Genomic DNA, 18,690 nt, shown 5'->3' with positions numbered 1-18,690 from the left:
TCTCCGGATTAAGCGGAAAAAATCAATTTATCGGCCAGCTTTTGCGGCAGCTGCTGTAAATCAGCGGCGTTATCGCTCACCACTATCACATTGGCGTTGGCCATGGCCAGGGTTAAGCCCTGATACTGCTTATCGGCAAAGCGGGCACTGAACGCCAGTTCAGCATCTTTTGGCACAATAAACACCGTGGCATAACCGCCGGCGGTTTTTACCGCCAGATGCAATGAGCGCACGCCCTGAAAGGTGCAATAACGGGCGTAGATAATCTCGTCCTGCCAGTCTTGCAGGCTGGCATCAAAACTGGCCAATTTCAGGTTTACTTCATCCAGCGGCTGCATTTGCGCATGCTGCTGCAAATAATCATGCTCGTGGTACACATGAGCCAGAGCGTGGCTGCCAAGATCGGTGGCAAAACTGCCCTGATACAGCTGTACCCCCAGTACGGATACCAGCGCAATGCCGGCCGCCAGCGCCAGCGGCGTAAACCAGCGCCGGCGCGGCTTGTGTTGCTGCGGAATTTGTAATAAGTGGCCGGCCAGCATTGGCGGTACCGGCACCTGCAGTGCATCTTCCAGCTCGCGCTGTTGCTGCTGCAGCTCGTCGGCAAATTGTTGTAACTCAGCGTCCTGCGCCATAGCCGCCAGCAGCGCCGGGTGGCGGCTAAACGGGTTGGCCAGCAAGATACGGCGTAATTCTGTGTTATCCATGGCCGGGCTCCCCCTGCAAAGTAAGCTGGTCGCGCAGCAAGTTGCGGGCGCGAAACAGCCGGGTATTGACGGTATTAACATTAAGCTGCAGCAGTTTGGCAATTTCATCGCTGCTAAAGCCGCCCAGTGCCTGCAGCACCAGCGGCTCGCGGTATTCTTCCGGCAGCGTGGCTATACGCTTGCGCAATAACTCATTGTCGCAATCCTGCTCGGGGCTGCTTTGTCTGGTATCGGCCAGGTTATCTTGCTCAGCGGCATCGTCATAGTCAAACTGCTTACGCTCAAAACGGCGGGCGTTTTCCCGCCGCAGTATGGTTACCAGCCAGGCTTTAGCTGCGGCCGGGTCTAACAAGCTGTCCAAGTGTTTCCAGGCGCGCAAAAAGGTGTCCTGCACCAAATCCCGCGCAATATCCGCGTCTTTGCATAACCAATAACCATAACGGTACAGATCGGCATGGTAATGCTGCACCAGTTGCTCGTATCGCCGGGTTTTGCTGTCTGTCAGCTGAAATACGGCTGCGCTGGCGGCAGGCCTGCTGTCAACGTCTGTGCTGTCAGCGTGGGCAGTTTGAGGTTGCTCTGGCATAGAAGTGCTGTTAATCGCTGCTGAGTTGAGCGCCAGCCTGGCACGATTTTGTTGGCTTGGCAAAAAATGTATGCTGGCCATTAGTGCTGCCCTGCACAGTAGCGGCGGTTAAGATAATAATCAACGCTGGTATAGCGGCCGCCGCCGCTGAAAAATAAGCTTAGCAACATAACAAAATAGGTTGCTGCGAATTCAATACCATTGTTTAAAATCACAATATTGCCGTTGCCGGTTAACCAAGCATAGTTGCCGTGTTGTTGCAGCAGGCTTTTAGCTGCGCTAAGTTGCTCTGATGAATTAATTACGCGCTCATTCGCTAACCAACTGCTGCTGTCGGCTATCGCCAGCCAGCCATTGGGCCAGTGCACGGCAAAAATCGCCACCAGCATGGTTACCAGCAGCGGTATGCTCGCCAGCCGTGTAAACAGCCCCAGCAGTAAAAATAGTGCGCCGATGGTTTCAGCGGCGATGGCCAACACAGCCAGCAACGCCGGTGCCGGCAAACCTAAGCCCCAGTCAGCATTGCCAAACCAGGCAACAGTATTGTCAAAGTGCTGATATTTATTCCAGCCGGCCTGCAACAGCACCGGGGCAAGATACAAACGTAATAGCAATGGTGCCAGGCCTGACAACTGCTGGCTGTGTGCAATAAGGCGATGGTAAAAACTAATAACGGCTGGCATAGATCCGGCTCATATAGCTACTGATTACGCTATAAGAACGGCCGGCCGGCGGGAATATTTCAGTGCAGCGCTAATTTTGCTGCACCGTGTAAGTAAAGGCGGGGTGGTTAATGTACGCGGTACAGCCGGCAGAAAAAGTCGATTACGGCATCGGCATCCAGGTTAGCGAAACGCACTTTACGTTGGTCCACTATGGCAGCGCCGAGGGTTTTTAGTGTGTGTTCCAGCGGCAAGCCGGCAGGGCGCTCTAATTGGTGATCAGCAAATAAAAAGTTCAGCGCGGCACCGGTATAAGATTTACCCGGCGTTAACGACACTAACTCCAGCTCCTGCAGGCGTACGCCCAGGTTGCGGATTTTCTGTAAGCGGTTAGTCTCGTTCATAATGTGCCCCGTGTCCTGTTTGCCTGATACACACTGTAACGGCAAGGCCGGGGAATTCTTTAGCGAAACAATGAAATTGACCAGCACAGCAGGGCGGCTTTTTGCTAGTATAGCCGCTATAACAGCTGGTTAAGCTAAGGTACTACATGACCGCACACCCAAATCCTCTGGCACTGACAATACAACAACTGGGCCCGCATCTGGACAGTAAACTGCTTAAACAAGCACTGGACGTAAAGCAATTGATCCCGGCCTTTATCGGCCAGGAGCGGGCCAAATCGGCACTGGCATTTGCCATCGGCATGGATATGCCGGGTTACAACCTGTACGTAATGGGTGAACCGGCGCTGGGCCGCTTTACCCTGGTGCAGGACATACTGCAGCAAGCCGCCAGTGAAAAAGCCACGCCGGAAGAATGGTGTTACCTGAACAACTTTGACGACGAGCGGGTGCCGGGCACCTTGCGGCTGTTGCCCGGTGAAGGCAAAGTGCTGGTGAAAAAAATTGAAGGCCTGATTGACGAGTTGCTGGATACCTTTCCGGCAGCTTTTGATAACCCTGGCTATCAGCGCAAGAAAAAAGCCATCGCCCGCGCCTTTGACGACAAATACGAGCAAGCGATAGAGCTGGTAGAGAGCAAAGCGCTGGAAAAAAATGTCGTGCTGTACGAAGAGAACGGCGCCGTGAGTTTTTCGCCGATTATCGACGGCAAGCCACTGGACGACCAGGAGTTCTCTAAACTGACCGAAGAGCAGCGGCAGTATTTCTACGGCCTGGTCAGCGAGCTGGAAACCATTTTAAATGAGCAGTTGCTGGAGCTGCCGCAGTGGAAACGCGAGCTGTCGGAAAGCTTACGGGCGCTGCGTAAAGACACCATAGAGCAGGCGATTAAACCGCTGTTAAAACAGCTGGAACACGATTATGTGGCCGAGCTTGGCGTGCAGCGTTATATCCGCGAAATGCGCAGCCATCTGGTAAAAGCCGTGCTGGAGCTGATGCCGGACGAGTCTGAAGCAGAGAAGCAGGAAGAGGCCGATAACCGCGAAATTTTTATTGAAGAATTTGTGCCTAACGTACTGGTGCATTACGAGAGCATGTCCGGCGCGCCGATAGTGTTTGAACCTAACCCCAGCTACGGCAACCTGTTTGGCCGGGTGGAATACAATTCTAACAGTGGCTCTTTGTACACTAATTACCGCATGATCCGCCCGGGGGCCTTGCACCGTGCTAATGGTGGCTATTTAATTCTCGACGCCGACCGGCTGCTGACGCAACCGCAGCTGTGGGATGCACTGAAGCTGGCGCTGAAGTCCGGTGAGTTGCTGATTGATACCTTATCTGAGCATGCGGTAACCAATTCCACCATTATTACCCCCAAAGCCATACCGCTGAATGTCAAAGTGGTGCTGCTGGGCTCGCGCGACTTGTACTACCTGATCCAGGACGTAGACGACGAATTTAACGAGCTGTTTCGGGTGTTAGCCGATTTTGAGCATTATTTGCCGTATAACGAACAAACCGTAACCTATATGGCGATGCAAATTCGCGAACAAATGCGCTTGTTAAACGTTAACGAGTTAACATCTGCCGGTTTTAAACAACTGCTGACTTTTAGTTTTCGTCAGGCAGAGCACCAGCGTAAGTTGTCGGCGCGCTTTGCTGATGTGCTGGAATTAGTGCGCGAAGCCTGCTTTTACGCCGGCCAGCAGCACAGCGACAGCCTGGGCGCTGAGCATATTCAGCAAGCATTAAAAGGCAAACAACACCGTACCGGCCGTATTAGCGAAGGCTTTTTGGAAGATATTCAGGAAGGCCAGATTTTAATTGATACCGACGGCCTGGCGGTGGGCAAAGTTAACGGCTTAACGGTGCTGGAAATCGGCGATACCGCCTTTGGTACCCCGGCGCGGATCAGTGCTACGGTGTTTGCCGGCTCCAGCGGTGTTATTGATATTGAGCGCGAAGTTGAACTGGGCAAAGCCATTCACTCCAAGGGCGTATTGTTACTTACCGGCTATCTGGGGGCCAAATACGCGCGGGAATTTCCGCTGACGTTATCGGCCAATATTGCCATGGAACAAAGCTATGGCCATATCGACGGCGACAGCGCCTCGCTGGCAGAAGTGTGCGCGCTGTTATCGGCCATTACCGATATTCCCATTAAGCAAAGCCTGGCGGTAACCGGCTCAATTAACCAGCATGGCCAGGTACAGGCTATTGGTGGTGTAAACGAGAAGATAGAAGGTTACTTCCGCTTGTGCCAAAGCCGTGGTTTAACCGGCGAGCAGGGCGTGATTATTCCGGCCAGCAACCAGCTTAACCTGGTGTTAAATGACGAAGTAATTAACGCCGTGAAGCAGCACAAGTTTCATCTCTACGTAGTAAAAACAGTGGATGAAGCCTTAACGCTGCTTACCGGCGTAGAAGCCGGCGAGAAAAACAGTCGCGGCCAGTATCCGAAAAAATCGGTCAACGGCCGTGCGCTGGTGCGGTTAGCGAAAATTGCCGAAATAGTAAACGGCGCCATGGATGAGGATTAGGCTGTCTCTGCAAATCTGCAGAACCGGCTTACCCACGCTAACACGCCGTAAACCCTTCCCTGGGGGCTCGTCTCAGCCCATCCGGGGCTTCAACGGTTAGCTTAAGGTAAGCCGGTTCTTTGCATCGCTAACTTTGATTAAAGCGCAGTAAAGGCCGGATGATACACCACCTGGCCACTTTTACCCTTCAGCACACCCGGCGTCAGCTCCAGTAACATAAAGGCATTATCCGGCGCCTGCCACGGGCAGCTGATGTTAAAACGGCTGGCGGGGGTAAAACCAAAGCGCGGGTAATAACCCGGATGGCCCAGTACCACCACTGCGGCCACGCCTTGTTTATTACATTGCTCCAACCCGGCCCGTACCAGGGCTGAACCTATGCCCTGATGTTGTAATACATTGCTCACCGCCATTGGTGCCAGTGCCATCAACGTAATGCCAGGGGCATTATCTATGGTTGCCGGCGAAAACAAGATATGGCCGACTATTTCGCCATGCTGCTCCGCCACTAAGGCAATATAATTCTCAGCCTGGCAGCGCAGTGTGGCGATCAGGTTTGCTTCGGCAGCATTATTAAAGGCAGTGTGGGTAAGGCGGGCTATTGCCGCGTAGTCGGCCGGGGTCTCGGGCCGTACAGTGGTGTCATAGCCCAGTGCATGCCAGGTGCTGTTGCGGCGGCGCTGCAAAGTGCGGCTGATATTGTGCAGTAAAGTCATGGCAAAGGCCGACTGACGCTCAGGTGGTTTTAGTCTACCGGACTTAGCTGTGTTCTCAAGTTAAATGTTAACAAAAAGCCGGCATCAAGCCGGCTTTTTTAATCGTTACGGCTTAGCCGCACTTTCTCGGGCCGCCTTTGCAGCTGCCGCCGGTGTCGCCACCGGTATCACCGCCGCCAGTGTCACCACCGGAGCCGGCACAGCCGTTTGCAGTCAGATAGTCATATGCCGCTTTGGCTTTAACGATACCATAGCCGAAGTACACATCTTTACCTGCTGCACCGGCATCTTGTGCCGTTACTTTTAACGCATTGCGGATTTCAGTACCGCTGCAGCCAGGGAAGTTAGACCATACCAGGGCCGCTACACCAGCCACTGCCGGCGTTGCCATTGAGGTGCCGCTCATATAGCCGTAGTCGCTGCTTTCAATGGTGACCGACATGGTACCGGCGGCGAGCAAAGCAGAACGATCTTCCAGTGCCGCACCTACCGCCGGAATAGAAGTGGTGTTGGCTGAACCTTCACCTAAAGTACCGTACAGCATGCCCGCTTCGTTATTGATAATAACTGCAGCGATACCGCCTGAATTCTGGCAATTTTTTACTTTGTCATGGAATGAAACAGTACCGCGATCAATTACGCAGACTTTACCGGCTGCGCCACTGTCAGTTGCTGTAGCCAGGCCCATAAAATAGGTGCTGCCAGATGCTGAGCCGGCATTCTCCATCGCCGAAGAGGCAAAAGCCGTGCTGCCGGCATACAGTGAAGAGGAGGTCGCGCCATCAGCAGGGTAAGTCGACAGGGTGTCAACGCCGCCGGCGGTGACTTCTACACAAATGGTTTCGTCGGTAGTCACGTTTTTACCCTTGCCGGTGGTACAGCTTGGGAACTGAGAAAAATCGGCGATGGCGTTATTTGCATCGTTAGCGCCAACCATCATCACTGACGGGTAACCGGCCGGGTAAGAGCGTACGTTGTTGCCGTCGTTACCTGCTGCTGCCAGCACTAAACCACCGTTGTTGGTAAAAGTAGCAAAGGCATTAGACTCGGTGCTGTTGGCACCGCCGCCGCCCAGGCTCATGGTAATGATATTGGCACCGGCGGCGGTACATTTTTGCGCGGCGTAAGCCAGGTCTGATGAATAACCCCAGCCTTCGGCATTAAACACTTTGATAATATGCATGGCGACGCCCGGCGCCATACCCACTACACCAACACCGTTATCGGCAGCGCCAACAGTACCGGCAACGTGCGTGCCGTGCGGGCCACCGGCAACATCCCAGCTACCGGTGCCTGAGTCGTTATCACCAGTGATATTGCCCCAGTCAAAATCGACGTTAGAGCGGTCCAGACCTGAATCGATAACACAAACTTTCATACCGGCGCCGTGGTTTAGAGCTACCTGATTGGCTTGAGACTGATACACCGCATAAGGTGTTAACTGCTCTGTCATCGGGTTACCCTGGTCGTCGTTGTAGATCGCCAGTGGCTTACGCAGCGCGTCTTCTTCCACCAGCTTGATATGTGGATTGTTTAACAGACCTTTGATTTCACTTAATGATTTACCGCTGAACTGTGCAGCGATAAAACCATCGGCATCAACTTTCACGTCACCACCAAGCTGTTTAGTCAGCGCTTTAACCACGCCTTTTTTACTGTTATCAAGCTGGATAATAACGCGGTCTGATGCAGTTGCGGCAGCGGTGAAACCCATTGCCAGCAGGGTAGCAGTAGCAATCGTGGATAATTTATTATATTTCATTAATTTACTTCCTCTGGATGTTGCTTTAATCAGTCGTTGTTGCTGATTTTACTTGTAGTTGGTCGCGTTCTGTCGACGCTTTATCGCATTGCTGTTTTATTCAGCATGCAAAATGTTTTGCCACAGAAAAAGCGCCATTGCAACGACAACTGAAAAGTTTCCCAAAAGCGTTGTTTTATGTGATTTTTGTGAAATTAGTTAACTAAATATCTGTTACAAAATGTAATCAGGCTGATTTTTAGCAGGCGTGCAGCCTTAAATAAGTATGGAGCTGCAGATGTCTGGAAGTGTGATTGGGGGTTAGTTGCGGCTAAAGCGGCGTTTGAGCCACAAGCCGGCCAGCAGCATTGTGCATAACACCGCCAGCGGCCAATCGCCAAAGCGGGCGTAGGGGGTTTGGCCGTGGGTTAAGCGCATCTTGTCTTGCAGTACTGCGTCGGTAAATTGCGCTGCTCTGGCGCTGATGTTGCCGGCAGCATCGACGGTAGCGGTAACGCCGTTATTGGTGGCGCGCAGCAGCGGCCGGCCAAATTCAAGCGCGCGCATCTGCGCTATTTGTAAATGTTGTTGCGGGCCTATGCTGTCGCCAAACCAGGCGTCGTTACTTACCGTTAGCAGCAGCTGAGTGTCGGCGGTCATATTGGCGCTTATTTGTGCCGGGAAGGCGATTTCAAAGCAGATAGCCGGCAATAAATGATAGCCATTTGCCACCAGATTAGGCTGCACATAGCTGCCGCGGCTGAACGAGCTCATCGGTAGATCAAAAATCGGCGCCAATTGGCGTAGCCAGCTCTCGAACGGTACAAATTCTCCAATCGGCAGCAAATGGTGTTTGCTGTAGCGGTTGCCGTGGCCATAAAAATAGTCGCCGTCGGTTGAGTCCGGTTGGCGTTTACCCAGCACGATCAGGTTATTCCACGCTTGTTGGGTTTTAAAGTTGTAATCTAAAATGCCGCTGATCACGGCGGTGTCGGCATACAGTGCGGCGCGGTTCAGGTTTTCCAGGTAGCCCTCTGCCAGCGGTTCCAGTTGCGGAATAGCGGCCTCGGGCCAAATAACTAAATCGGTTTGAAAATACGGCCGCGTCAGGTCCATATATTTCAGCATGGTGGGCCATTCCTGCTCCGGTGCCCAGCGTAAATCCTGCTTAATATTGCCCTGCACCAAGACGACGTCTATAGCGTTATCGCTGTAGTGCCAGCCTTTTAGTGCACTAAGCTGCGGCGCAATCGTAAACAGCAGCCCGGCGATAAGCAGATAACTGTACCGGGCGGCGGCACGTTGCGGGCTAAACAGCTGCGCCAGCGCCGCGGCAGCAAACACCAGCAAAAAGCTGATACCGGTTTCGCCGATCAGCGGTGCAAAGTCGCTGAGGCCATGGCTGGTTTGGCTGTAACCCAAAGACAACCAGGGAAAGCCGGTCAACAGCACGCTGCGTAGCCATTCACTAAAGGTCCAGCAGGCAGCAAATAACAGCGGGGTAAACGCAGGGTTGCGCAGTTTAGCGCTAAGCCAGCCGGCCAGTGCCGGAAACAACGCCAGATAGCCCACCAGCAGCGCCATTAAGCCCAAACTGCCGGCCAGCGGTAAACCGCCAAACTGGGCTATGCTGACATGCACCCAGCTGATACCAACGCCAAACCAGCCTACGCCATAGCTAAAACCGAGTAAGGCGGCTTGTTTGGCAGAGCCGGCGCGTTGCAATAGCAATACCAGCAAGGCCACGCTAAGTAGCGGTAGCCACCATAAGGTATAAGGCGCAAAGGCTAAAGTGGTAACGCCACCGGCTGCGATCAGCAGCAGGTGGGGCAGGCTTAGTTTAGCAAGGCGCTTTACGGCAGCAGGCAAGATGGCTAGTTTTCCTCAGTATCGGCGGTTTCTTTGGCGCGGATAACCTGTAGCTGCACCAGGCGGCGGCTGTTGGCTTTACTGACTTTGAAGGTTAAGCCTTCCAGTTCTATGCTTTCGCCTTTGGCCGGCATATGGCCAAAGGCATGCAGCACTATGCCACCGATGGTGTCGGCATCTTCTTCATCAAAGCGGGTATTAAACGACTCGTTAAATTCATCCAGCGGCGTTAAGGCGCTAACCTGAAACACCCTTGAAGCCATTTTCTTGATATCGTTTTCTTCTTCATCGTCGTGCTCATCTTCAATTTCGCCGACGATTTGTTCCAGAATATCTTCAATGGTAACCAAGCCAGACACGCCGCCGTACTCATCAACTACTATGGCCATATGGTAGCGTTTCTGGCGAAACTCTTTCAGTAGGGCATCAACCCTTTTACTCTCGGGGATGATCACCGCCGGGCGCAGTAAATCGCGCAGATGCCAGTCGCTGACGTTCGGGTCCAGTGCATATTGCAGTAAGTCTTTTACCAGCAGAATGCCTTCGATATGGTCTTTGTCTTCATTCACTACCGGATAACGGCTGTGATTGTTTTCCATTAAAATGGGCAACATGTCGGCGACAGAGTCGTCAATGTCAATGGTGGCCATTTGCGAGCGGGGCACCATAATATCGCGGGCCCGCATGCTGGATACGTCCAGCACGCCCTGCAGCATACTTTTGGTGTCGGCATCAATCAGGCTGCGCACTTCGGCTTCGCTGATGATGTCCTGTAATTCTGAAATGTCCTGTGGTTCTGCACTGAAAATTCCGGCGATCCGATCTAACCAGGATTTACCGGCAGAACCGCGACTAGAGTGGGGGTTGTCGTCACTCATGGGTGAACTGTTGCTCCAAACAATTAAAAGAGTCTATTCGTTATCCAACAAATAGGGATTTGTAAAGCCAAGTTGTTGCAATATGGTCACTTCTTCAGCTTCCATTTGCTGTGCATCGTCGTCATTTATATGGTCAAAACCGAGTAAATGCAAGCTTCCGTGTACGACCATATGTGCCCAGTGTGCGCTTAAGCTTTTGCCCTGTTCTGCGGCCTCTGTCATTACCACCGGCGCGCAGATCACTAAATCGCCCAACAGCGCCAGTTCGATGCCCGGCGGACACTGAAACGGAAAACTCAGTACATTGGTGGGTTTATCTTTGCCGCGATAGTCAAAATTCAGCTGTTGGCTCTCACTGTTATCAACAATACGTACGGTAACTTCGGCTTCTGCCTGAAACGGCAGTATGGCCGCGTCCAGCCACTGCTGCACTTGTTCAGCTGTCGGCAAATTGTCAGCTGTGCTGGCCAGTTGTAAATCAAGAATAATCGCCATTATTGCCCTTTAGCCGCGTTGTCGGCGGCCAGTTTGGCTGCCTCAAAGGCTTCATAGGCCATGACAATACGCTGCACTATCGGGTGGCGCACTACGTCTTTGGCGGTAAAGTGGTTAAAGCTGATTTCTTTTACGTCGCTCAGTACATCTATGGCGTGTTTTAAACCGGAATACTGGCCGCGCGGTAAATCTACCTGGGTAATGTCGCCGGTGATCACCGCTTTGGAGCTAAAGCCAATCCGCGTTAAGAACATTTTCATCTGTTCCACCGTGGTGTTTTGGCTTTCATCGAGAATAATAAAAGCATCGTTCAGCGTGCGGCCGCGCATATAAGCCAGCGGGGCAATTTCAATAATGCCGCGCTCCAGGTATTTTTCCACCTTTTCAAAGCCGAGCATTTCAAATAAGGCGTCGTATAAGGGCCGCAGGTAAGGGTCGACTTTTTGCGCCAGGTCACCCGGCAGAAAGCCCAGCTTTTCACCGGCCTCTACTGCGGGGCGGGTTAGTACGATGCGCCGCACCAGATTACGTTCCAGCGCGTCAACGGCACAGGCTACGGCTAAATAGGTTTTACCGGTACCGGCCGGGCCTATACCAAAACAAACATCGTGGCTCAGCACATTGCCGACATAAGCGGCCTGATTCGGGTTACGCGGTTTAATCAGGCCTTTTTTAGTTTTCAGGCTGAAATCATGCGGCTCGTTGTCGTGCTGTTGGTATTGAATGTCGTAGTTTTCACTGATCAGCAAATGCACCTGCTCCGGCGTCAGCTCTGCGGCCGGGGTGGCGGTGGCATCATACAATTGTTGCAGTACATCAAGCGCTGCCGCGACGTTATCAGCCGGACCGGCAATTTTTAACTGGTTGTCGCGATGGCTGATCTCAACCAACAACCGGCGCTCTACATGCTTTAAATTATCGTCGAACGGGCCACATAACAGCGTTAACCGCCGGTTGTCCGCCCCTTCCAGGGTTAAGTCTGCAGTATGTAAAGATGTGCTCAAATGCCTGCCTCAGTGTAAAAGGGGGCTGTTATGCCCCCGGATTAGTCAGGGTGTAAAGGTGGTTACGCCCAGTACATCAGGTGTGGCGTCGGCTTTTTGCCGCGCCAGAATTTGCTGCGGCGATATTTCACGGCGCAGGCCCATGTCGCGCTCGGTACGAATAAGCTCGCCGCGCAGAGAATTACTGAATACGTCAGTAATTCTCACATCGACAAAACCGCCAATCATATCCGGTGAGCCTTCAAAATTTACCACGCGGTTATTTTCGGTACGGCCGGTCAGCTCCATAATGCTTTTCTTCGACGGGCCTTCGACCAAAATACGCTGCTCGGTACCCAGCATACCACGGGCAATTTTCAGTGCCTGCTGGTTAATGCGGTCTTGCAGAATATATAAACGCTGTTTTTTCGCCTCTTCGCTGACATCATCCGGCAAATCTGCCGCTGGTGTGCCAGGCCGCGCGCTGTAAATAAAACTGAAGCTCATATCAAAATCGATGGCTTGGATCAGATCCATAGTGGCCTGGAAATCGGCGTCGTCTTCGCCCGGGAAGCCGATAATAAAATCAGACGACATACTTAAATTCGGCCGGATTTTCTTCAGCTTACGAATTTGCGATTTATATTCCAGCGCCGTGTGGCCGCGTTTCATCAGGTTCAGAATACGGTCGGAGCCGCTTTGTACCGGCAGGTGCAGGTGATCAACCAATTCCGGTACGTCGCGGTACACTTCGATAATATCGTCGGTAAATTCGACCGGGTGCGACGTGGTGTAACGAATGCGATCTATGCCGTCAATCGCCGCTACTAATCGCAGCAACTCGGAGAAATGGCAGATGGTGCCGTCAAACTTCTCGCCGCGGTAGCCGTTAACATTCTGCCCCAGCAGGTTGACTTCGCGTACGCCTTGCTCGGCTAACTGGGCAATTTCAAATAACACATCATCCAGCGGCCGGCTGACTTCTTCACCGCGGGTATAAGGCACCACGCAGAAAGTACAATATTTAGAGCAGCCTTCCATTACCGACACAAAAGCGGTTGGACCATCGGCTTTGGGCTCCGGCAAGCGGTCGAATTTTTCAATTTCCGGGAACGAGACATCCACCACCGGTGATTTATTGCCGCGCACGGCGTTGATCATCTCCGGCAGGCGGTGCAGGGTTTGCGGGCCAAACACGATATCAACATAGGGCGCGCGTTCACGAATGGCGGCGCCTTCCTGTGAGGCAACACAGCCACCGACACCGATGACTAAATCAGGGTTCTTTTCCTTAAGCGGACGCCAACGCCCCAGCTGATGGAATACTTTCTCCTGTGCTTTTTCGCGGATAGAACAGGTATTCAGCAGAATAACATCTGCCTCTTCTGCCTCTTCGGTCAGCGTGTAGCCGTGAGTAGCATCCAGCAGGTCGGCCATTTTGGATGAATCGTATTCGTTCATCTGGCAGCCCCAGGTTTTAATGTGCAGTTTTTTGCCCATTGCGCGTTGTTACCTGTATTGTCACTTGGAAAAAAGGGAGCGTATTTTAGCCTGTTCGGGCCCGCGTTGCCAGCACTGCCGGAAAACGGCTATAACAGCCTTTGCCGGGTGGTGATATACCCGGCGTAAAAAATAACCAGCACACCGGCAAACCACGCCATAGTGACCGGCTCCTGCCAGAATAAATAACCAAACAAGCCGGCAAAAATTACGCTGCTGTAAGTCCACATGCCAATATCACTGGCTGGCGCCACGGCGTAGGCGCGGGTCATCGCCAGTTGGCCAATCGCTGCCAGTACACCCATACCAATAAAAGCCAGCCATACTTCGTTATTCAGTGGCTGCCAGTAAAACGGCAGCGGTATGGCAGACAAAATGGCGGTGAGCAGCGAAAAATAGAATACGATACGTACCGCCGGCTCGGTATCGGACATATAGCGAATGGTGGTTTTGGTTACCGCCACTAACACCGCCGATACCAGTGCCACCAGCATAATGGCGTCAACAGTACCGGCGGTGCCGGGCAGTGCCAGCATTACGCCAACAAAACCCAGTGCTATGGCAAACAGTGTCAGGCGGCTGGGGCGCTCTTTTAACCAGAATCTGGCAATAATCGGCACAATAAAGGGCGAGAGCAACAATACCAACATGCCCTGCGCCAGGGGCAAACGCGCCAGCACATAGAAAAAGCAGTACATTGAAATAAGCCCGGTTAAGGCGCGGCTAAGGTGCAGGTACCAGCGTTGGGTTTTTAACAGGCTAAAGCCGTGCTTATACAAAAACGGCAGCATCAACAGCAGGGCAAAAAAGTTGCGGAAGAATACCACCTGCACTTCAGAGGCAGTGCCGCTGGTAAATTTAACAATAGCACCAATACCGGCGAAGCAGGCTTCGGCCAGCAATAACAGCAAAGCCCCTTTGACTAACGGCGACAGCATGGTATTCCGCGGGTAACAGGATAAGGCGGCCAGTATAGCAGAGCGGGCGGTGGCTGTGCCCTGTGAGCCTGGCAATTATCGCAGCCGGGCAACCGCCCGGCGTGCCGGCGTCAGGCGCTGAGGTTTTCGCGGTGTAAAAACTGCAGCAGTTCGTTGGCCGGCATCGGTTTGGCGAACAAATAGCCCTGGATCAGGTAGCATTGCCGGCGCGAAAAGAATGCCAGCTGCTGCTCGGTTTCCACGCCTTCGGCCACGCAGTACATGCCAAGGCTGTTAGCCATACTCAGCATGGCATCAATAATGGTTTCGTCACTGCTGTCGATGCCGATATCCTGCACAAAGCTGCGGTCAATTTTAATGCCGTCTATCGGCAGCTCTTTTAAGTATTTCAATGATGAGTAACCGGTGCCAAAGTCATCCAATGCCAGCTGCACGCCAAGGTTGCTCAGCGCCTGCATGGTTTCTATCGCGCTTTGGTGATCGCGCATCAGCGCACTTTCGGTGACTTCAAAGCGCAGACAGCTGGCCGGCAACTGGTATTTACTCAGTAAAAAGCGGATGTGGCCGGCCAGTGCCGGCTGCTCCAGATGCTGGGTGGATAAATTTATCGACAGGTAAATTTGGTGGCCGTCGTTATGCCATTGTTTTAAGTCGCTAAGAGCCCGCTCCAACAGCTGATGCGTCATATTAATAATTAACCGCAGCTCTTCGGCCAGCGGAATAAATTCAACCGGCGATATGATGCCAGTGGAGCTGTGCCAGCGCAGCAGCACTTCAGCGCCCACCACCTGACGGGTTTGGCTGTTGACGATAGGCTGATAGAAGTTAACAAACTCGTCGTTTTTCAGCGCCTGGCGCAGCCTGGTTTCCCGCGCCAGCCGCATATGGGCTTTCTCGTTCATCTCGGCAGTAAAAAACTGGTAATTATTGCGTCCGGCTTCTTTGGCGTGATACATGGCCACGTCGGCATGTTTCAGCAGTTCAGCGGCATTCAGCGCATCTTCCGGATATACCGCTATGCCGATACTGGGCGAAACGCCAACGGTATGGGTACCAAATTGCATCGGCTCGCCAACAATCGCCAACATTTTGCGCGCGACATGGCTGATATTATCTTCGGCTTTGTAGCCTTCAAGCAGCACCACAAACTCATCGCCGCCCAGCCTGGCGACAGTGTCGCTGTCACGTAGCGTCAGGGTTAAGCGCCGTGCCACTTCTTTGAGTAGTAAGTCGCCGATGTCATGGCCCAGCGAGTCGTTAATTTGCTTAAACTTGTCCAGGTCGATAAAACACAGTGCCAAAGAGCGCTTATCCCGTTTGGCCTGATCAATACCATGGTAAATACGGTCCATTAGCAAGGCTCGGTTGGGTAGGCCGGTTAACGCATCATAGTTGGCCAGGTAGCGCAGCTCATCTTCAGCCAGTTTTTGCGCGGTAATGTCGGTAAACACCAGCACATAAAAGGTGTGTTGTTGCTGCTCACCTATGGCGCTGATATTGATTAGCGTAGGGCGCTCGCGGCCATCCGGGGTAATCACCAGCTCTTCGCCCTGCCAGTGTTGGCCGGGTTTTAGTTCGCGCAGTAACTTAGTGTAGAAGCGCCGCCGTACCAGGCTGATGCCCAGGTGGTGAGTACGCGGCTGATCGAGGTACTGCTCCATATTGCCAAAAGCGGCAGCAAAGGATTGATTAGCTGCCACCACGCGTTGGCGGTTATCCAGAATAACCACCCAGTCACGGGTTTGCTGAAAGGCTTCGCCAAACAGCCGCGCTTTTTCCATATTAGCGCGGGTTTCTGTGATGTTGCTGAAGGTGCCGATAACTTTGGTAACGTTATTACCGTTGTCTGACGCAGTGGCTTTACCCAGATCGCGAAACCACAGCCATTGCCCGGCCTGGTGCTGCATACGGTAGGTGCAATCAAAGCCGGCATCCGGTTCTTGCAAAAAGCGCTGCCATTGGCTGGCAAAGCCGGCTCTGTCATCGGGGTGAATCAATGTCATATGCTGCTGCATCGTTAGCGGGTTCATCTGCTCGCTGTAACCCAGCATGGTATAAATTCTGGCGGCAAACAGTTGATTATTATGGGCATTCCACTCCCAGGCACCACTGTTAACAGAGGTAAGTGCTTGCATTAACCTCTGTTCGCTTTGCTGTACTTTATAATGCGCCGCGCGCACCTCGTGGACTTGATGGCGCCGGAAGCGGTAGAAGCGATGCAGCAGCAACAAAGCCAGACTGAAGTAAAGCAAAATCGCCCAATTTGATAACCAGGGCGCAGGTTTTATAATTAAGGTCAAACTTGCCGGCATGCTTTCAATGCCGCTCTGAGGTGATACTGACACTACATTAAACTGATACTCACCACGTTTAAGTTGAGGGAAAACAACAGAATTACCGGTTTGCAACGGATAGTTAATATTGCTGCTTCCGGTTAGCCAGTAACGATACTGCATTTTGTGGTTACTGTTAAAATTCATCGCACTAAACTGTAGCGTTAAACCTAAGTCATTATGTGATAACGTAAAATTACTGTTGTTCAAATTGGCGTTAAGCGGCGTCAGGTCGCCATTTAATACGCTTATACCGGTTATAGTAACATCAGGCTGGTGCGGAGGTTGTTGCAATAGTTCGGGTGCTACCAGTGTCAATCCCCGCATCGAGCCAAATACCAGAGTACCGTTGTCCAGGCGGCTACCTGCCCCGGCATTGTACTCATGGGTGTCCAGCCCGTCATCCCGGGTAAAGAACTCAATTTGTAAGGTGTCTGGTTTTAACCGCGCTAAGCCGTTATGTGATGAGAACCAGATATCACCAAAATTATCCTGTTGCAGGCAGTAGATAGCGTCTGACAATAACGTTTCGCCAACCGGAAACTGCACGACCAACTTCAGGTCAGTTAAATCAAACCCGAGTAAGCCAATGCCAGACATGCCAACCCACAAGCGATTTTGCTCATCAATCAAAGCTGTATCAGCATATCGATTAGATTGTGGCAGGAAGTTGTGATGGCGATACAACAGTTGGCTTTGTCCGGTTTCCGGTTGCCATAGCCAGAGTTCATCGGGTTTCGTCAGGAGTATACTGCCGCGCGTCTCTGGTAGCGCGGCGACAAAAACGACATTATTGTCATAGCCTATCTGCTGCAGTTTATCGGTTACGTCGATGACCTCACCGGATTGTGTGTTATACCTGAGCGCTTTATCACGGCGGAAAAAATACAGGTAGTGTCGATAGGCGAAGTAGGAGTGGCTCAAGTGATCGAACAGAGGATAGTTTTCTGCACTAACTCCCGGTAACGGCATTAACTGGTCGCTGTTACTGTCGAATAAACGCAGACCCAAGCCGGTATGCAACCAGTATTGTCCTTTGCCGGCAGGCATTATGTGATAAATGGTGCCAGCGTGAGTTACCGCTTTCGGATCGTCCGACACAAAGTACGAGGTAATATTCCGACTGTCCGGGTTAAGCTTATTCAGGCCATTGAGAGTCCCTACCCACAACGTGCCATCCTCATAAACTACATTATAAATTTTATCATTGCTAAGTGTTGATGAAGCATGGCGAGTACTACTAATCTGACTGAATGCTTCACTGCGCGGATGCCAGTAATAAGCGCCATCATTACGGGTAGCCAGCCAAAAGCCTCCGTCATTGTCGGCAATAGTGTCAACAATAGTATTGTCTGTTAACTCAAGCTTGCTGTCGGTGAGTTTGACCAGAGAAGTAAGCTCTGCGGTATCTGGTGTAAAACGATATAAGCCGCTTTCCGTGGGAATAACCGCTTGTGCTCCCTGCCACAATATCTTCCAGATATTCAGCTGCGGCAATTCTGTTTTCACCTGATACGGTTGGTCGTGCTCCAAATAGGCCATAAGCGCATCCAGCTCAATACTGTAAAGCCCCTCAACTGTGCCTATCCATAATTTATTGTGCTTAATACTGAGGACTTTAGTGTGTTGCTGATCCTCAGTCGCACTTTGCAAATCTGTATGATATAGCGAGTGATGTTGCCCGCTTTGCATGTTGTACACGAGTACCCGGTTATAGCTGGCGATAAGAACATACTGCTGATGGACATAGATATCGCGGAACCAGCCATCAGGTTCAGCCAAGTCTATCAGGTCAAGTAGTTGCGTCGCTGTGCCGTCCCGCCGGGATACGGAAAACAGGGCATACTCTGTAGCCAACACCAGACTATGTTCATCATACTGTTGTAAGCCGACAATAGAGCTTGAGTGCAGCGTTTCAAACTGCTGGCGCAATTGCGTGAACAATACCAGCAAACCTGACTGACTGTCATAACGGTAAAGATCGCCACCGGCAGTGGTTGCGTATATCTTGTTTCCGCTGTCTTGTAATAACCGGGTGAATGTCACTTCGCGTAAGCCATAATCGGCAGTGCTAAGATGCAGCACCCGATGTCCATCATACCGGTTCAGGCCACCCTCTGTTGCCAGCCAGAGGAATCCATCGTCATCCAATAACATGTCCTGGACTGACCCCTGCGACAAACCCTGATCGGGGGTTAGCGGCCGTAGTAATGGAGCCGCAGGCAGGCAAAATGCTGTAAACAGCAAAAATAAAGCTGCGTAGCGCATAAAATGCGGCAAAAAATTCACTGGAACTCCCGTTCGGTAGCTTTATCAATATTATAGGTGCTACACCTTG

General features: G+C 52.1%; 14 protein-coding genes. 1 reads left to right on the top strand and 13 read right to left on the bottom strand.

All coding sequences use genetic code 11. From position 1 onward, the window contains the following. Positions 1-8: 8 nt before the first annotated feature. The 4 genes from ACTZWV_RS12520 to ACTZWV_RS12505 form a co-directional block, all read right to left on the bottom strand. Complete coding sequence (locus ACTZWV_RS12520) at positions 9-707, bottom strand: DUF3379 family protein (RefSeq protein WP_444786867.1); 699 nt, start codon at positions 705-707, stop codon at positions 9-11. Continuing rightward, positions 700-1,374: a sigma-70 family RNA polymerase sigma factor gene (locus tag ACTZWV_RS12515; RefSeq protein ID WP_444786866.1), complete on the bottom strand. Its 675-nt coding sequence runs from the start codon at positions 1,372-1,374 to the stop codon at positions 700-702. The genes ACTZWV_RS12520 and ACTZWV_RS12515 overlap by 8 nt, the downstream gene beginning before the upstream one ends. Continuing rightward, the gene (locus tag ACTZWV_RS12510) at positions 1,374-1,976 is read right to left on the bottom strand and encodes an HvfX family Cu-binding RiPP maturation protein (protein ID WP_444786865.1); all 603 of its coding nucleotides are present in this window, start codon (positions 1,974-1,976) and stop codon (positions 1,374-1,376) included. The genes ACTZWV_RS12515 and ACTZWV_RS12510 overlap by 1 nt, the downstream gene beginning before the upstream one ends. Before the next feature lie 107 nt (positions 1,977-2,083). Further along, complete coding sequence (locus ACTZWV_RS12505) at positions 2,084-2,359, bottom strand: hypothetical protein (RefSeq protein WP_444786864.1); 276 nt, start codon at positions 2,357-2,359, stop codon at positions 2,084-2,086. A 146-nt stretch (positions 2,360-2,505) separates the two neighbouring features. Here ACTZWV_RS12505 and ACTZWV_RS12500 point away from each other — a divergent pair, with 146 nt between their 5' ends. Next, on the top strand, positions 2,506-4,899 hold the full coding sequence (locus ACTZWV_RS12500) for a Lon protease family protein (RefSeq protein ID WP_444786863.1): 2,394 nt from the start codon (positions 2,506-2,508) through the stop codon (positions 4,897-4,899). Positions 4,900-5,036: 137 nt separating this feature from the next. Here ACTZWV_RS12500 and ACTZWV_RS12495 read toward each other — a convergent pair whose 3' ends face one another. From ACTZWV_RS12495 to ACTZWV_RS12455, 9 genes are all read right to left on the bottom strand, one after another. Then, the gene (locus ACTZWV_RS12495) at positions 5,037-5,615 is read right to left on the bottom strand and encodes a GNAT family N-acetyltransferase (protein ID WP_444786862.1); all 579 of its coding nucleotides are present in this window, start codon (positions 5,613-5,615) and stop codon (positions 5,037-5,039) included. Positions 5,616-5,727: 112 nt separating this feature from the next. After that, positions 5,728-7,377, bottom strand: a complete 1,650-nt coding sequence (locus ACTZWV_RS12490) for a S8 family serine peptidase (protein WP_444786861.1) — start codon at positions 7,375-7,377, stop codon at positions 5,728-5,730. Positions 7,378-7,677: 300 nt separating this feature from the next. After that, positions 7,678-9,225 carry an apolipoprotein N-acyltransferase gene (lnt, locus tag ACTZWV_RS12485; protein ID WP_444786860.1) on the bottom strand — a complete coding sequence of 516 codons (1,548 nt, stop codon included), beginning with the start codon at positions 9,223-9,225 and terminating at the stop codon, positions 7,678-7,680. A 5-nt stretch (positions 9,226-9,230) separates the two neighbouring features. After that, positions 9,231-10,103 (bottom strand): HlyC/CorC family transporter, encoded by an 873-nt coding sequence (locus ACTZWV_RS12480; protein ID WP_444786859.1) that lies wholly within the window; start codon positions 10,101-10,103, stop codon positions 9,231-9,233. 33 nt (positions 10,104-10,136) lie between these two features. Then, entirely contained in the window at positions 10,137-10,598 is a 462-nt protein-coding gene (gene ybeY, locus ACTZWV_RS12475) for an rRNA maturation RNase YbeY (protein WP_444786858.1), read from the bottom strand. Further along, entirely contained in the window at positions 10,598-11,602 is a 1,005-nt protein-coding gene (locus ACTZWV_RS12470; RefSeq protein WP_444786857.1) for a PhoH family protein, read from the bottom strand. The genes ybeY and ACTZWV_RS12470 overlap by 1 nt, the downstream gene beginning before the upstream one ends. A 45-nt stretch (positions 11,603-11,647) precedes the next feature. After that, a complete protein-coding gene (gene miaB, locus ACTZWV_RS12465; protein ID WP_444786856.1) occupies positions 11,648-13,081 on the bottom strand; it encodes a tRNA (N6-isopentenyl adenosine(37)-C2)-methylthiotransferase MiaB in 1,434 nt (477 codons plus the stop codon). Between the two features lie 89 nt (positions 13,082-13,170). Further along, a complete protein-coding gene (locus tag ACTZWV_RS12460; protein WP_444786855.1) occupies positions 13,171-14,019 on the bottom strand; it encodes a DMT family transporter in 849 nt (282 codons plus the stop codon). Positions 14,020-14,129: 110 nt separating this feature from the next. Further along, positions 14,130-18,620: an EAL domain-containing protein gene (locus tag ACTZWV_RS12455; protein ID WP_444787223.1), complete on the bottom strand. Its 4,491-nt coding sequence runs from the start codon at positions 18,618-18,620 to the stop codon at positions 14,130-14,132. Positions 18,621-18,690: the final 70 nt, after the last annotated feature.

It is taken from the genome of Rheinheimera sp. NSM, from assembly GCF_052380015.1.
GTDB lineage: Bacteria > Pseudomonadota > Gammaproteobacteria > Enterobacterales > Alteromonadaceae > Alishewanella.
Note: the sequence above shows the minus strand (reverse complement) of the source record. Positions and strands in the feature narration are given on the sequence as shown.

What these genes read in the sequence shown, in the direction of transcription:
- miaB (WP_444786856.1), bottom strand. Translation starts at nt 13,081, where the DNA reads ATGGGCAAAAAACTGCACATTAAAACCTGGGGCTGCCAGATGAACGAA.
- ACTZWV_RS12455 (WP_444787223.1), bottom strand. Translation starts at nt 18,620, where the DNA reads ATGCGCTACGCAGCTTTATTTTTGCTGTTTACAGCATTTTGCCTGCCT.
- ACTZWV_RS12490 (WP_444786861.1), bottom strand. Translation starts at nt 7,377, where the DNA reads ATGAAATATAATAAATTATCCACGATTGCTACTGCTACCCTGCTGGCA.
- ACTZWV_RS12460 (WP_444786855.1), bottom strand. Translation starts at nt 14,019, where the DNA reads ATGCTGTCGCCGTTAGTCAAAGGGGCTTTGCTGTTATTGCTGGCCGAA.
- ybeY (WP_444786858.1), bottom strand. Translation starts at nt 10,598, where the DNA reads ATGGCGATTATTCTTGATTTACAACTGGCCAGCACAGCTGACAATTTG.
- ACTZWV_RS12515 (WP_444786866.1), bottom strand. Translation starts at nt 1,374, where the DNA reads ATGGCCAGCATACATTTTTTGCCAAGCCAACAAAATCGTGCCAGGCTG.
- ACTZWV_RS12505 (WP_444786864.1), bottom strand. Translation starts at nt 2,359, where the DNA reads ATGAACGAGACTAACCGCTTACAGAAAATCCGCAACCTGGGCGTACGC.
- ACTZWV_RS12520 (WP_444786867.1), bottom strand. Translation starts at nt 707, where the DNA reads ATGGATAACACAGAATTACGCCGTATCTTGCTGGCCAACCCGTTTAGC.
- ACTZWV_RS12495 (WP_444786862.1), bottom strand. Translation starts at nt 5,615, where the DNA reads ATGACTTTACTGCACAATATCAGCCGCACTTTGCAGCGCCGCCGCAAC.
- ACTZWV_RS12510 (WP_444786865.1), bottom strand. Translation starts at nt 1,976, where the DNA reads ATGCCAGCCGTTATTAGTTTTTACCATCGCCTTATTGCACACAGCCAG.
- ACTZWV_RS12500 (WP_444786863.1), top strand. Translation starts at nt 2,506, where the DNA reads ATGACCGCACACCCAAATCCTCTGGCACTGACAATACAACAACTGGGC.
- ACTZWV_RS12480 (WP_444786859.1), bottom strand. Translation starts at nt 10,103, where the DNA reads ATGAGTGACGACAACCCCCACTCTAGTCGCGGTTCTGCCGGTAAATCC.